Annotated in this window: 11 protein-coding genes; 4 read left to right on the top strand and 7 right to left on the bottom strand. The window is 41.7% G+C overall.

Going from position 1 to position 14,287, the window contains the following annotated elements; genetic code table 11:
* Window positions 1-19: 19 nt before the first annotated feature.
* From MKY99_RS19750 to MKY99_RS19770, 5 genes are all read right to left on the bottom strand, one after another.
* On the bottom strand, window positions 20-1,720 hold the full coding sequence (locus MKY99_RS19750; RefSeq protein ID WP_339265894.1) for a glycoside hydrolase family 3 N-terminal domain-containing protein: 1,701 nt from the start codon (window positions 1,718-1,720) through the stop codon (window positions 20-22).
* 24 nt (window positions 1,721-1,744) lie between these two features.
* Window positions 1,745-4,009 carry a glycoside hydrolase family 3 C-terminal domain-containing protein gene (locus tag MKY99_RS19755; protein ID WP_339265896.1) on the bottom strand — a complete coding sequence of 755 codons (2,265 nt, stop codon included), beginning with the start codon at window positions 4,007-4,009 and terminating at the stop codon, window positions 1,745-1,747.
* Window positions 4,010-4,042: 33 nt separating this feature from the next.
* Window positions 4,043-5,398: an MFS transporter gene (locus tag MKY99_RS19760; protein WP_076286555.1), complete on the bottom strand. Its 1,356-nt coding sequence runs from the start codon at window positions 5,396-5,398 to the stop codon at window positions 4,043-4,045.
* A gap of 84 nt (window positions 5,399-5,482) precedes the next feature.
* Complete coding sequence (locus MKY99_RS19765; RefSeq protein WP_339265897.1) at window positions 5,483-6,388, bottom strand: phosphatase PAP2 family protein; 906 nt, start codon at window positions 6,386-6,388, stop codon at window positions 5,483-5,485.
* A 226-nt stretch (window positions 6,389-6,614) separates the two neighbouring features.
* Entirely contained in the window at window positions 6,615-6,956 is a 342-nt protein-coding gene (locus tag MKY99_RS19770) for a DUF4181 domain-containing protein (RefSeq protein WP_042189760.1), read from the bottom strand.
* Between the two features lie 413 nt (window positions 6,957-7,369).
* On the opposite strand from MKY99_RS19770, the gene MKY99_RS19775 reads away from it, so the two are divergent.
* Window positions 7,370-7,801 carry a flavodoxin domain-containing protein gene (locus MKY99_RS19775; protein ID WP_042189762.1) on the top strand — a complete coding sequence of 144 codons (432 nt, stop codon included), beginning with the start codon at window positions 7,370-7,372 and terminating at the stop codon, window positions 7,799-7,801.
* A 95-nt stretch (window positions 7,802-7,896) separates the two neighbouring features.
* Here the strand turns inward: MKY99_RS19775 and MKY99_RS19780 are convergent, their stop codons facing one another.
* Window positions 7,897-9,966 (bottom strand): serine hydrolase domain-containing protein, encoded by a 2,070-nt coding sequence (locus MKY99_RS19780; protein WP_339265900.1) that lies wholly within the window; start codon window positions 9,964-9,966, stop codon window positions 7,897-7,899.
* Window positions 9,967-10,049: 83 nt separating this feature from the next.
* Window positions 10,050-10,772: an MOSC domain-containing protein gene (locus MKY99_RS19785; protein WP_339265902.1), complete on the bottom strand. Its 723-nt coding sequence runs from the start codon at window positions 10,770-10,772 to the stop codon at window positions 10,050-10,052.
* Window positions 10,773-10,977: 205 nt separating this feature from the next.
* Here MKY99_RS19785 and MKY99_RS19790 point away from each other — a divergent pair, with 205 nt between their 5' ends.
* From MKY99_RS19790 to MKY99_RS19800, 3 genes are all read left to right on the top strand, one after another.
* A complete protein-coding gene (locus MKY99_RS19790; protein ID WP_339265904.1) occupies window positions 10,978-12,441 on the top strand; it encodes an ATP-binding protein in 1,464 nt (487 codons plus the stop codon).
* A gap of 92 nt (window positions 12,442-12,533) precedes the next feature.
* Window positions 12,534-13,385 (top strand): AraC family transcriptional regulator, encoded by an 852-nt coding sequence (locus MKY99_RS19795; protein ID WP_339265906.1) that lies wholly within the window; start codon window positions 12,534-12,536, stop codon window positions 13,383-13,385.
* Complete coding sequence (locus MKY99_RS19800; RefSeq protein ID WP_339265908.1) at window positions 13,382-14,269, top strand: DMT family transporter; 888 nt, start codon at window positions 13,382-13,384, stop codon at window positions 14,267-14,269. Before MKY99_RS19795 ends, MKY99_RS19800 begins: the two co-directional genes overlap by 4 nt.
* The last annotated feature ends 18 nt before the right edge of the window (window positions 14,270-14,287 follow it).

Consider the following 14,287-nt stretch of genomic DNA (forward strand, 5'->3'; position numbering starts at 1 on the left):
AGATCTCTATGAATTCTAATTATAGTTGTGTATCCCAATAGCCACAAAACGGGTCCACAGGATTAACTCCTTTAAAGGAGGAACGCCCCACAAGCTTCTCAATCAGTGCATCTACCACATAATTACTTGGTGAATAGGCATTAATGAACGTTGGTATACGCGGGACGTCGATCAAATGATAAGGATTGGCTACAGAAATGAACATCGTTGGCATTTCTTGAATAAACCATGGCATGTCTGCCCCAAATGGAGGTGCCCAATTAATCCGTACAACGGTTTGATTACTATGGGTCTCCAGATTTGAGATATAAACCGCAGCATCATAGTGATCCGTTAACGCTTTTACACCTCCGAACATGGCACTGAAATCAACTTCACTCTTATTAAAGAGCGTTACCTCGAATCCTTCCTCTTTTAGCTTGGAAATGAAGTGCGGTGCAATATCTGCCCCTCCGAATAATCCTTCCTCGCCTCCTAGTGTGAATACCAGTAGACGTTTGTGACTCTCAGGACTAATGGGGAGCATCTCCTGTGTATCCTTTACTAATGTAACTGACTCATCTGCACATTCCTGAGCCCAACATACATGCTCTTCGCAAGCAAGGACGGCAAGGGCTTCTTTTTCTGGAACGAGCGTGCCTTGTTGTTTCTTCTTATGAAGTCCCAGCGCAGCTTTCACTGCAAGAATACGAGTCACTGCTTCGTTCACGCGCTCCTCCGTCAGAATGCCGGTCTCAATTCCTTTCATCATATAGGCAAAGTCTTCTTCTAAACTCTTGTTAAATAGGAACATATCACAACCTGCAGCGATGGATGTCGGAACCGCTAGCTCCCGCTTCATTGCCATCGTGAATCCCGCCATTGGCGTAGCATCTGTAGTAATTAATCCATTAAAGCCGAGCTTGTTACGCAATAAATCATTTAAAAGCTCAGGAGCTAACGTTGCAGGCATAATCTCCAAATCTGTAATCCCCGGACGTAATTCTCTGGAATAGGCAGGATGAGCGATGTGCCCTACCATAACCGTATGTGCGCCAGCTTCTATACAATCCGCATATACCTTCCCAAAGGTAGCATCCCACTCTTCCACTGAAAGTGAGTTAATAGAGGTCAACAAATGCTGGTCTCTTTCGTCAACGCCATCCCCAGGGAAGTGTTTAATAGATACCGCCATGCCATGCTCTTGAATCGCTTCGGTGTACGCCTTGCTCATGCGAGCTACTCTCTGCGGATCAGAACCGAATGTTCTAACATTGGTTATCGGATTACGGAAATTATAGTCGATATCAAGAATGGGTGCGAAAGCCCAGTTACAGCCTACAGCACCACCCTCCCGCGCGGCAATGATACCAAGTTTACGAGCCATTTCGGTATTATCCGTCGCCGCCACTTGCAGCTGCTTACCGAAGAAAGTACCCTCTGCCGCAGAACCATTACCTCCTGCTTCAAGATTAGCTGCAATTAGCAGCGGAATATCCGATGTATCCTGCAAGTAGCGATGTGTTTCTTGCACCATCTCTCCTGGACCGGGACGGAACATAATCCCGCCAATCTTAATCCCTTGTGTCAAAAGTGCCAGCTGCGTCTTATCCTCGGTGAACCCGATCGGGCAAAATAACTGCCCGACCTTGCCCGCCAAATCCAGAGAGGCTAAGGTTTGTTCCACCCATTTAATCCCCTCATCATCTAGATGAAACGGTTTAGCTTTCAAATCTATCATGTCTTTTATCTCACTCTCCCAGATTTATTTATTGGAATTCAATAGATTAATCAGCTCATCTAACCCTTGTTCCGTCATAGCACCTTGACTGAACATAACCATTGCACGAATCGGCATGTTGCGCATCATCTCGATCATCATATCCGAGCCATCCTGAAGCATGGGCATCATCTCACCAGCTTGTGACAGCATGGCTTGAATAATAGCAGCAGCCTGTGGATCTCCCATAAGATCACCTATAGTTGAATTACGGGTATAGGATTTAGCGAGGGATACAGTTGATTCAACAATCACAGACTCAACAAGCAGGATCTCTTGGGAGGAAGCTCCCACCAAAACTTCAAATTCACCGGTTTCCACATGCCAATCTTTCAGCTTCACGTTATAATATGCAAACGCTCTGCTATCAAGCGTAAAGCTTACCTGCTTCGTTTCCCCAGGCTGCAGATCTACCTTCGCGAAGCCCTTTAACTCCTTCTCTGGCCGCACCACATTACTGAGTACGTCTTTTACATATAGCTGTACTACTTCTTTGCCTTGCATAGCGCCAGTATTGGTAACCTTCACGCTTACTTGCAGCGTGTCAGTATCTTTCAAAGAGTGCGAACTTACCGAAAGATCAGAGTATGCAAATGTTGTATAGCTGAGACCATATCCAAACGGGAATAAAGGCGAAATTCGCTTAGCATCGTAGTAGCGGTATCCTACGAACAATCCTTCCTTGTATTCAACGGTATCTCCTTCGCCAGGGAAATTTAAGTAGGAAGGATTATGTTCCAGCTGCAAAGGGAAGGTCTCTGCCAGCTTACCTGATGGGCTTACGTTTCCGAATAACAGATCGGAGATGGCACCACCAAGCGCTTGCCCACCTAGATAACCCTCAAGCACAGCTTTGACGTTGCTGATCCAAGGCATTTCAATGGCCGATCCATTACTCAGCACAACGACAGTGTTAGGCTGAACATCAGCGACTGCTTCGATCAAGCGGATCTGACTCTCTGGAATACGAAGATGAGTCCGGTCGTAGCCTTCAGACTCATAGCGCTCTGGCAATCCGACGAACACAATCGCCGTATCTGCTTGTGAAGCGGCTTCTATGGCTTGCCCAATAAGTTCCAGACTCGGCTCATCGCTATCAGAAACGTAACCTTGAGAATAACTCAATTTCGCATATGAACCCGCTTCTTCTAGAAGGCTGTAATATATATCATCCAACCTAGTTGGCTTGATATGTGAGCTTCCACCACCTTGATACCGTGGATTACGGGCGAAATCACCGATCACGGCATAGGAGCCCTCACGTTTCAGAGGAAGCAACCCATCCTCATTTTTGAGTAGCACCATACTTTCTCTGGCAGCAACTCTAGCTAATTGGTGATGTGCCTCAGGATCATAGGAAGCATTTTCTTTGTCATTCTCAACAGCTTTGAAAATAATAGAAAGCAAGCGACCCACCGCACGATCCAGTGCTGCTTCAGCTAATGTTCCGCTCTGAACCGCGTCGATAATCTTCTGATCACCGGCACCATTACTTGAGGGCATTTCTAGCTCCAAACCTGCCGCTAAGCCTTTAGCTCGCTCATTCACCGCACCCCAGTCAGAAACTACGAACCCTTCATGTCCCCATTCTTCTTTTAATATATCCGTGAGTAAATACGGATTCTCTGAAGCATACTCACCGTTCACCTGATTGTAGGAGCACATAACGGTCCATGGCTGCGCTTTTTTCACCACGCTTTCGAAGCTCGCCAAATAGATTTCCCTTAGTGTACGGTCATCTACAATTGCATCTACAGACATACGCCGATGCTCTTGATTATTTGCAGCAAAGTGTTTTAACGAAGTTCCAACGCCTTGGCTCTGAACACCTTCAATATGGCCTATTGCCATCTCGGAGGATAAATACGGATCTTCAGAGAAATATTCAAAATTGCGGCCGCATAAGGGTGAACGTTTAATATTAACTCCAGGCCCCAGTAAAATAGAGACATCTTCTGCCTGACACTCTTCCCCAATGGCTGCGCCTACCTGCTTGATTAGCTCCCGGTCCCAAGAACAAGCCATTCCAGCTCCTGCCGGAAAACAAGTAGAAGGGACACTATCGAATATACCCAAATGATCATTCCCAGCTTTTTGCTTACGCAGACCATGTGGACCATCTGTCATCATGATGGATGGAATACCTAGTCGTTCGACGGCTTTTGTCTGCCAAAAATCTAGTCCTGAGCAAAGACCTGCTTTTTCCTCTAAAGTCATTTGTGCAATAATTTCTTGAATGTTAGGTACCATGTTCATTTCACTCCTTATGAATGACTAGTTTCTTTACATAGCGATAGAAGAATTGCGACGTTCCTCGAGCTCACGCATCATAACGGGTTGATCCTTGTCAAGACGATAGAACAACAGCAAAGTAATCATAATAATTTGGCCAATAATCGGTGCCCACAAATAGTTAAATGAAATCGCAGCTAATGCGGATTCTGACTGCGCCGTGGAGTTAGCTACATAACCACCCATCGACAATATCACCCCACCAAGTGCTCCACCGAGTCCCATCCCCACCTTAACCCCAAAACTAGCAGCAGAATAAAGTAGGCCTTGTGCCCGAACACCTGATTTCCACTCCCCATAATCAACCGTGTCGGCCATCATTGCAAAAATCAGACCTGCTCCTACTCCCATGCCAAGCCCGCTTATAAGAAGCCCTGCCAACAGCACCGGAACAGAAAGGGCATTCCCCCCAGTAATTGCAATAAGGTAGCCAATGATAGAAACCACTGATCCCATAATAATTGTGTTCCTTTTCCCAATTTTCTTCACTACAAAAGGAGCGATCACCATCGAAAATATCATCAACAATTGCATCGAATTCACGATAGGAATGAGTTCAGGCTTTTTCATATAATAGGTCATATAATAAATGCTGGTCTGTCCTTGTATCGATGTTGTGATCCACAGGAACAAGCTCATCAGAAGCATGATCAACCAAGGCACATTGCCTTTGAGCGCTTTAACACCTTCTCGCATCGGAAGCGGTTTTTCATCAATGGCTTTTACTCGTTCTTTAGTGTTCGCAAACATGTTTAGAAACAGCAGCAGTGCAATGCTTGAGAACAAGATCATGGTGACCAGAAAACCCTTTGCTTGATCGCCACCACCAAAAGCTTTCACAAGCGGCATCGTTCCAGCACTAACTGTAACAACCCCAATCACGGCGAATATCATACGAACCGTATTGATCACTGTACGTTCATTAGAATTACTAGTCAGACTTGGCAGGATTGCAGACAGTGGTAGATTAATACCGGAATACATAATACCGAGCACGGTGTACGAAATGTATGCGTATACAAGTTTGCCCGTATCACCAAAATCCGGCGTCAAAAACATAAGTACTGCAGTCAAGCTGAAAGGAACAGCAAGCCAAAGAAAATAGGGTCTGCATTTCCCCCACTTTGTTTGCGTGCGGTCAATCATGACACCAATGAACGGCTCGACGATCGCGTCGATTACCCGTGCAACAAGAAATACCACAGCTACTGCACCAGGGTTCAGACCAAACACATCCGTATAGAAGTACATGAGGTAAAGTGTTGTCATCTGGAAAATTAGATTTGACGCGGTATCGCCTAGCCCATAACTAATTCGCTCTCTCCATGGCATTTGATTTTCATTCATACTACCATCTCCCCTGCGCCGCATTTTGTTAGCGCTTTCTTAATTGCATTGTACTGAAGCTGATTCTTTTAAACTGTCCGTATTTTAACGAAAATAGGGGGCATTTTTATCTTTTAACAGAGCGGTAGCGTTAGGCTGACTATTAGGATACAGATCAACCTTAAAGAGCTTACAGAACAGCAGCATACAAGTAATTGTAATAAATGCTCCAAATAATACATCCGTTGCAAAATGATCTCCCATAATGACGCGGCTAGTCGAGGTGCTGATTCCCCACACTACCGCACAGACAAGCATGATATTGCGCCATTTATTAGCGAAAGGCATAAACATCATCCACAGCATCATGGTCCAGCCATTGGCAGAGTGACCCGAAGGAAAGGATTTGTATGCTTCCGTTGTGACGCCGTTCTCTTGAATGCCTTGGGGGAGAAACCAGCTTGTAAATAGAGAATAATCGCCCTCCATATTACGAAAACGCATCCTTCCCCAAAAGATTTTGAGGACATTTACAAGCAGAATCTCCGCGAATACGATCACGATAGCTGCCCAAGCAGCACGATTATACTGTCTGAGCGTTTGAACAGCTATACGGTTCAATAGCCATTGACACAACGTTGCAAATAGTACGGTTATAATTAAACTGTTGATCATAACATGATCCCCATCCAGCCCATACCCACGAGTTAAAGTAATCGTTATAATACCAAATCCACTAAGTAGGATGAATAATCCGGACACCAGACGGACCATAATCTTCTTTATCAACCGTTCATTTCTAACCGTACTAAATAGAATACTTCCAGCTGCGAATAACACTAGAAAAGCTGGATGTTCTCCATATACCTCAAAAAACCAACCAAACAACGATTCATGTTCGTTATACAGAGCTTTGGATAGATTCAGATCATTAAACGTAAAGATCGTCATTAACATGACCCATACTATAAGAAATCCCCATATAAAATGTTTTGTCCCTTTTGTCGACATCTCCTCATCCCCTTTATACTCATTTAGGAAACGCTTACATTTGAGATTATAAAGCTCCATTCATGAATTCGGATAGGCGAATAATAACTTAAACTAGGGTAGATTTTAACCCTCCTCTTATGTGAAAAAGTGATCAATACATCAAAAGGATCGTTTATCTACAATAAGCAAAAAAGCCTAATCCCTTGTGCACGCGACAGGAGATTAGGCTTTATGGTACAAACGATTAGAAAAGGAAATAAACTAACACCACACCTTCAACTAACAAAATCAGTGAAACGATATGTTGTTTCGTATGCTTTAAAAATTTCCAATCAATAAATGACTGAAATCCTAGGGAAATAATTATGAATACAATCCAAAACCACTTCATTCCCATCCCCTGTACGCCATCAGCTATCATTATGACAATTACCGAAATTAATCCAATAAGTCCGAGTATTAATTTACCTTTTATATTTAGCTCATTACCGTCGTCAGAAAGTTTTTCTTTATCCGGGCCAACAATCCATATCCTTAGAAAAAAACCAGAAAAAGCAATAATTAATAATAAAAATGGAATGATCAATCCTGATGCCCTCCTTCTAAGAAGTTATTCATATTTATTTCTTATCATTAGTTCTTTGATTTCTCTTAACTCATTTAATATTTCTTTTGATATTTGCGTACTTCTAGAGTTATCGATGCCTAATTTAATCACGAATACTCCAAGCAAAAAATAGATGACTAGCATTACGATAATACTCAACTTATCTCCACTCCCCTCTTTATCGTTTGATTCTTAAAAGATGTAGTTAGTGATAGCGTAATTATTCCTATGATACCATAATAAGGGTGTGTGATTAACGCATGAGAACTTGTTGCTAACTTGACAAAAGATCTGCATTTTCGATAGTATAGATAATATCTTGATTATCAAGATATTCGATTTGCGAGGTTATTTTGAAACCTGAACAATTTAAACTGAAAAGAGGGACCACAATGGCAGTACTTATTCTATACGCTACAAAATCAGGGGCAACAGAGCAATGCGCAAAGGTATTATCAGAAGAGCTTCCTCAGAGTAAGATCTGTAATATTGAAATAGAGAAGCCAAGTCTTGAGGCATTTGATAGCATTATTTTAGGTGCTGGAGTAAGAGACGAGAAAATATATAAAGCGATTCGTGATTTTATCAAAAAAAATAAAGATGAGTTACTAAATAAGAAGATGGGCTACTATATTTGTAACGAAAAACCAAAGACTACGGAGGAATTAATTGAGAAGAATTTCCCAGATGATTTAAAAAAAGCTGCGATTTGCATCGAATCCTTTGGCGGTTATAAAGCCTATAAGGCTCCCAAAGAAGGTACTGATCAGCTCAAGGGGATTTTTGTAGATAAAATAAAAGAGTTTTCTAAGAATTTTAAATAGGGAATATAGAATTTTCTAATAAAAATCCTGTTATCCAGATATATTATCTGGATAACAGGATCTTTTTTAATAAAATATAATTGAATGGTTTATAACTACTTGATTGTCAATTCAAACTTCGCACCCACATCGCTTACAAATACAATTTTCCCGTTACTCGGAAGTTTAACTTGCGTAAGACCACTGACAGTAGAGAAATTCACACACACACCATTCGCATCATAAACAGCAAAGGAACCTTTAGGTGGTAGCCCTACTGTCATCAACTTGCCTGATGCTGTCTCAGGTACTTCATACCATCTCGCATATCCATCTGCTTGAATAGTCACCAATGATTGCGGGCCGGCATAGATAGGTTTAATGGCATCCTGCGTTATAAATAATTGGTTTCCAACCTTGAGATACTCCACGCCCTCTTTATTTTCAAAAACAATATCCGCAAGATCGCGCCCACCTAAAGTTGGAATTTGCACGGTCATTTCAGCTTTATTCGGCCCAGTTATTTTATTTGAGCCCATATAGCCCGGTGCATCAGGGAACATAGCAATTCCAGCTACTGGCATACTCATGTAAAATTGTGAGCTATACTTCTCACTGACATCAAAATACAATTTCCCTTGACGCTGCTGCCAAGCTGACAAGACCTCATTGGATAAAGCGTTTGCCTCTAGCTTTTCAGCCGAATATTGAGAAAGAGCAGTCTCACCAAGCCCTGGAATGACCCCGTACCCTTGAATCCAAAGGTAGACACGACCATTGCTTTCCTTCACAAAGCTGACTTTATTAGTACCCGTTGCATCTAAGAATTCACCGTTTGTATTATACGAAAATTTCTGAGCTGGAAATGTAGGTGCCATAATCGAAGATATACTCAATTCCCCAGCTTTACTAATCTCTATCTTCATCAGTTGTGTAGAATCAGCATAGACACCCGCATACTCCAGCAATCCCTGCGGCATAACCTCTTTGTTCGAAGCTTTAAATGTAGGTGTAGGTTTTAGTTCCTTGATAACTCCCTTTTCTTGTAGCGCACTGAGCAATATTTCGTTAGCAAGCATCTGATCGGTTGTGCTATCCCCACCAGAAGATACCACAGCTGCTGCCATCTGCTGATCAGGCAATACAACAAGTGAAGTATGATACAGAGTTGTATCCCCACCCTTTGTCAGAGCTTTGATCTCGTACTGATTGAATGGATATAAATTTACACTGTCCCAGCCCAATCCATACGCAAACGAATTATCTTTTCCTTTTGGCCACATTCCACGCTTGTACTCCTCTTGCTCCATCGCTTTTACTGATTTTTCTGACAGAATTTCTTTCGATCCTCCAGTGAAAATAGTTGCAAATCGCACCAAATCTTCAGCCGTAGAATAGATGCCCCCTGTTCCAATCACGTTAATCGTCTCTTGGGGTAAAGCGGCAGGATAGGTAGCATTGTATACACTTGCCAGCTGTCTAGAATCCACAGAATCTACTGGCGTTTTCGTATGCCCAAGCCCTAAAGGACCTGTAAAATTCTGATGGATGAATGTAGTGAAGTCCATTCCACTAACTTTCTCAACAATCAACTCCGCCAGCGTAAATCCATCATTACAATATACAGAGTAGGCTCCTGGATCTGCCTTTAGGCGTTGAGTTGTCAAAGTCGCTAGCAAATTATCTTTGGCGATAGAATCAGAATCATTGAATAAGAAAGAGTTTGATAAGTTCGAACCCCCAAGACCTGATGAATGATTCAGCAGCATTCGTACGGTGATTTGCTTATAACGTGAATCTTCCATCGTAAAATTATTCAGATACGATACAACAGGTGCATCCAAATCTACCTTTCCTTGATCAACGAGCTTCATAATAGAAGCGGTCGTATACATTTTACTCGTCGAGCCAATTCCATACATCGTTGTAGTGCTTGGTGCTGTCTTGCTCTCCACATGGCTGTATCCAGCTGTGCCGCTCATAACGATATTATCGCCATCGATAAGAGCATATTGGAGACTTGACGTTCCTATCTTTTCCGTTAAGAATGCTGCCTTCTCTGCCGCGAGCTTCTGAGTGTTCACATATGTTTGCGTTTTGCTACTATCCGCTGCTAATGCATTCGTTGGAAGATAAACTACTAAAAGTAAAGATACCATCAACAGGGATATTATTTTCTTCTTCATACATTCCCTCCCGCTATGAATTTTCCATTCCTTTAAAGGGTAAATTATCCATATGAGAATGTAAAGGACGTTTATATCATTATCTAATCCATTAATTCTACTTTGTCTCCAATTCTGATTTCCCCTGTCTTAACTACAGAAGCGTACACTCCGAAGTGTAGTTCAAATTCTTGGTTTAGTTTTTTCAATAATTTAGGGTCTCTTTCCTGACTATCCGGGTCCATCGTGATAACCATACACCTCTCACAAAAACTATCTACCTGTAGCTGAACATCTCCTATGGAGAGCTGCCGCCCGATCCAATCCCCTTCGAAAAGAGATTCATCGCTTAGAGCTATAACAAAGTTCCCACGAAACCGGCGCTGATCTAAGGAATGTCCCCACGCAGCCTCTAGCTTCTTCAAACTAGCATCCGTAATGAGTAAAATACTGGCGCCATCCACCGATAACAGTTGCGGGTGCTCTGGCTGTGGATGTGAAGCTTTTATACTAGACATGGTAATTCGCGTTTTAGTTTGGCTTTGGATTTCTTCCAATAAATGCTCATCCCACCCAAAGGTTCGTCCATCCGAAGCCCTTACATGAATTTCTCCATTGATAAATTGCGCTTGGTAGGTAAGCATTTTAGGATTATTTCTAGCCGTAAAATACCGCCACCAGCCCTCTTTTGACTCATCATAAAAGGCACAGAAGCGATCCCCTAACATTCCATACGGTTCTATTACACAGGTTTCCAATCGTTCACCTGCAAATGACTTGACTGGATAGCGATTAATTTCTCTGATTTCACCAACGATTGATTGCACGGCACAACGCCTCCACTTTCTAAAAATACAACATATCCTTTAATTCTAACTGAAATCGTTTGACTCTTGCACCCTTATTTTCACAACAACACATAGCTATTTCGAACGATTCTCGATCACATAAAAATTTATATATTTTATTTGATTATATGTTTTATACTATGACTATTACATATAGTGGAAAGAATATGAGAGGTGAATAGCAGTGCGGTCCAATGAATTCCAAAGTTTTGATTTTGCTTTTACACATGCTGTAATTGGAATGGCTCTAGTTTCGTTAGATGGAACGTTCCTAAAATGGAATTCAGCCCTAAGTACCCTATTGGGATATGATCATAACGAGTTAATAACACCTTCACCATCCGTCCGAACCCTTCTAAGTCAGATCCATGAAATTGCTGAGCTTGGAAGGTCTCTTTCCTCTATGAACATCCATCCGCATCGATTCCAACAGGACTACTACCTACCAACCGGACAGCTGTTATCAATAGAGATCTCCATATCTATCGTTTCGGATGCTAATGGTGCACCCCTATATTATTTTACTCAATTTGAGAACAAGACCTTGATCAGGCATATAGAAACTCAGCTGCAAGAAGCGGAAAGCAGTCTACTAGAAAAAGATAAATCATTCCTGCAACTCCTGGAGGGATTACCTCTGACCGTTGTTATTACAGCAAAAGGGATTATTCAGTATGTGAATTCAGCGGGCTTACAGTTAATCCATGCGGAGAGCCTGAATCAATTGATGGGTACATCCACTACTAATATTGTAGACCTTACCAATCATGCAATCCTCCAAGAACGAAGGGAAAGATATTATAGTGGTGACACGATTGGCTCTGTTTGCTACTTAATTAATTGCTTAAATGGTCAGCAGAAATTTGTGGATGGATTCACATTACCGATTATCTTCAATGGAAACATGGCATTTATCGGAATATTTAAAGATGTCTCTCAGCAAATGCTGGAAGAAGAACGGCTAATCCAATCCGAGAAATTATCTACCGCAGGGCAATTAGCAGCTGGAATCGCTCATGAAATCAGAAATCCGCTTACCGCCATTAACGGCTTTATGAAGCTTCTTCGCTCTTCCGAGCGCATGAATGATAAATATTTTTTCATTATTGAGTCAGAATTGAAACGCATCGAATTTATCGTCAACGAGCTGCTGGTCTTATCCAAGCCACAAACGACGCATGTCAGTAAACCAGTGGATTTATTATCTTTACTAGAACAAGTCACCACACTAATGAATGGACAAGCTGCACTGAAAAACCTTCAGATCCTCCCTGTCTGTACAGATCACTCCATATGGGTCCATGGTGAGGCTTATCAGCTGAAACAGGTATTTATTAATTTACTTAAAAATGCGATGGAAGCCATGAATAGTGGAGGAAACATATATATTCATGTGCTTACAAATGAAAGCGAAGCCCGAATCAGCGTGCAAGATGAAGGTTGCGGGATGACAGAGGAACAGATTAAAGCACTTGGTAAACCATTTTATACGACAAAAGAAACAGGAACAGGCCTTGGATTTATGATCACGCAGAATATTGTACATAATCATGGCGGAGCGATCACTGTAGAAAGTGTTCCTGAGCAAGGCACTACATTTACGGTAACCATTCCAAAAATTTTAGAGCCAGAGGAAGCTGTCATATAACATAAGAAGTTCCGGAATCGCAACATCGTGCAAGAATGCACCTGATTTTCACATTATAATGCTTATACATAACTTGAAAAGAAGGTGCAGCAGTGACTCGTGAAGTTCGGACCATCGTCTTCGATAGCGGCTTGAATTTTGAGGCGTATCGCTTTGAAGGGATCATGCAGAAATTCCCTAACCATTTTCATGACTATTACGTTATAGGTTTTATTGAACAAGGCAAAAGACTTATGATTTGTAACAATGAAGAACATATCCTTAACAGCGGAGATGTTATCATCTTTAATCCGCAGGATACCCACACCTGTGAACCGATGGACGGAAACTCCTTTGATTACCGCGCCTTCAATATTCAGCCTGAGATAATGCGTAAGTATGTGCTTGAAATTACCGGCATGGACTACTTGCCTCGGTTCACACATAATGCGCTTTACCAAAGTGAACTAACAACCTCATTACACGATCTACATCAAATGATATTAGAGGATCAAACTGATTTTCAAAAAGAGGAATTGTTTCTGTTTCTCCTGGAGCAGCTTCTGAGGGAATATTCCGATGCAGAGCCCTTCTATTCTTCACAAGACCTTACCTCTGAAATCAAAACTATTTGCGAATACATAGAGACTCATTATGCGCAGAATATTACCCTCAATCAATTAAGTGAATTGACAAGCTTAAGCAAATATCATTTACTGCGTTTATTTACCAGACAAAAAGGGATATCTCCTTATCGATACTTGGAAACCATTCGGATTAATCAGGCCAAACGACTTTTAGAACAAGGAGTACTCCCCATAGAAGTGGTCTCACTAACCGGATTCAGCGATCAGAGCCATTTCACAAATTTTTTCAAAAAATTGATTGGCTTAACCCCTAAGCAATATATGCGTATATTTATTCAGCTGCCGGGACAAACGCGATCAACGGATCGCATGATATGATGGATCAACGCAAGACCCATACGGGACATCTACTGGCACTAATTACAATTATCATCTGGGGAACGACCTTTATCTCTTCAAAAATACTATTAACGGATTTTACGCCTGTTGAAATTCTGTTCTTCCGCTTTCTTTTGGGTTACTTTGTATTGTTACTGATCTATTCACGTCCAGTGCGAACGAAATCCATTAAGCAAGAATTACTATTTATTTCAGCAGGATTATGTGGAATTACTTTATATTTTCTTCTAGAGAACATTGCCCTAGTCTACACCCTTGCTTCCAATGTAGGCGTGATTGTCTCAATTGCTCCATTCTTCACAGCAGTGATTGCTCACTTCTTTTTGGAGGAAGAGAAATTTCATCGTCAGTTTATATTAGGATTTGTAATTGCGCTGTCTGGAATTATTTTAATCGGGCTAAATGGAAGTTTTCTTCTAAAACTGAACCCGATCGGAGACCTCTTGGCTTTCATAGCCCCTATGGTTTGGGCCATTTACTCTGTATTAATGCGAAAAATAAGCGATTTACAGGTTCATACGATTGGGGCTACTCGTAAAGTGTTTTTTTATGGAATCCTATTTATGCTGCCAGCTTTATTTATCTTTGATTTTCATTTGGATCTAAGTAGATTCAAAGACACCCAAAATATTACTAACATCCTCTTTTTAGGACTGGGAGCCTCAGCGTTATGTTTTGTCACCTGGAATCGGGCTGTAGGAATCTTAGGAGCAGTAAAAACAAGTGTGTACATATATATTGTGCCTGTAGTTACGGTGGCAGCCTCTGCCCTTATCCTGAATGAAAAGATCACCTGGGCAACCTTGCTGGGAACCTTCTTGACGCTAACCGGCTCATATATTTCTGAACGCAAACCTAAATAATCATTCATCTCCTAGAAT

This window comes from Paenibacillus sp. FSL R5-0470 (assembly GCF_037975205.1).
Classification (GTDB): domain Bacteria; phylum Bacillota; class Bacilli; order Paenibacillales; family Paenibacillaceae; genus Paenibacillus_AQ.

Bases quoted from the DNA above. Each gene is read 5' to 3' on its own strand.
- MKY99_RS19800 (WP_339265908.1), top strand. From the start codon at position 13,382: ATGATGGATCAACGCAAGACCCATACGGGACATCTACTGGCACTAATT.
- MKY99_RS19760 (WP_076286555.1), bottom strand. From the start codon at position 5,398: ATGAATGAAAATCAAATGCCATGGAGAGAGCGAATTAGTTATGGGCTA.
- MKY99_RS19755 (WP_339265896.1), bottom strand. From the start codon at position 4,009: ATGGTACCTAACATTCAAGAAATTATTGCACAAATGACTTTAGAGGAA.
- MKY99_RS19750 (WP_339265894.1), bottom strand. From the start codon at position 1,720: ATGATAGATTTGAAAGCTAAACCGTTTCATCTAGATGATGAGGGGATT.
- MKY99_RS19780 (WP_339265900.1), bottom strand. From the start codon at position 9,966: ATGAAGAAGAAAATAATATCCCTGTTGATGGTATCTTTACTTTTAGTA.
- MKY99_RS19775 (WP_042189762.1), top strand. From the start codon at position 7,370: ATGGCAGTACTTATTCTATACGCTACAAAATCAGGGGCAACAGAGCAA.
- MKY99_RS19765 (WP_339265897.1), bottom strand. From the start codon at position 6,388: ATGTCGACAAAAGGGACAAAACATTTTATATGGGGATTTCTTATAGTA.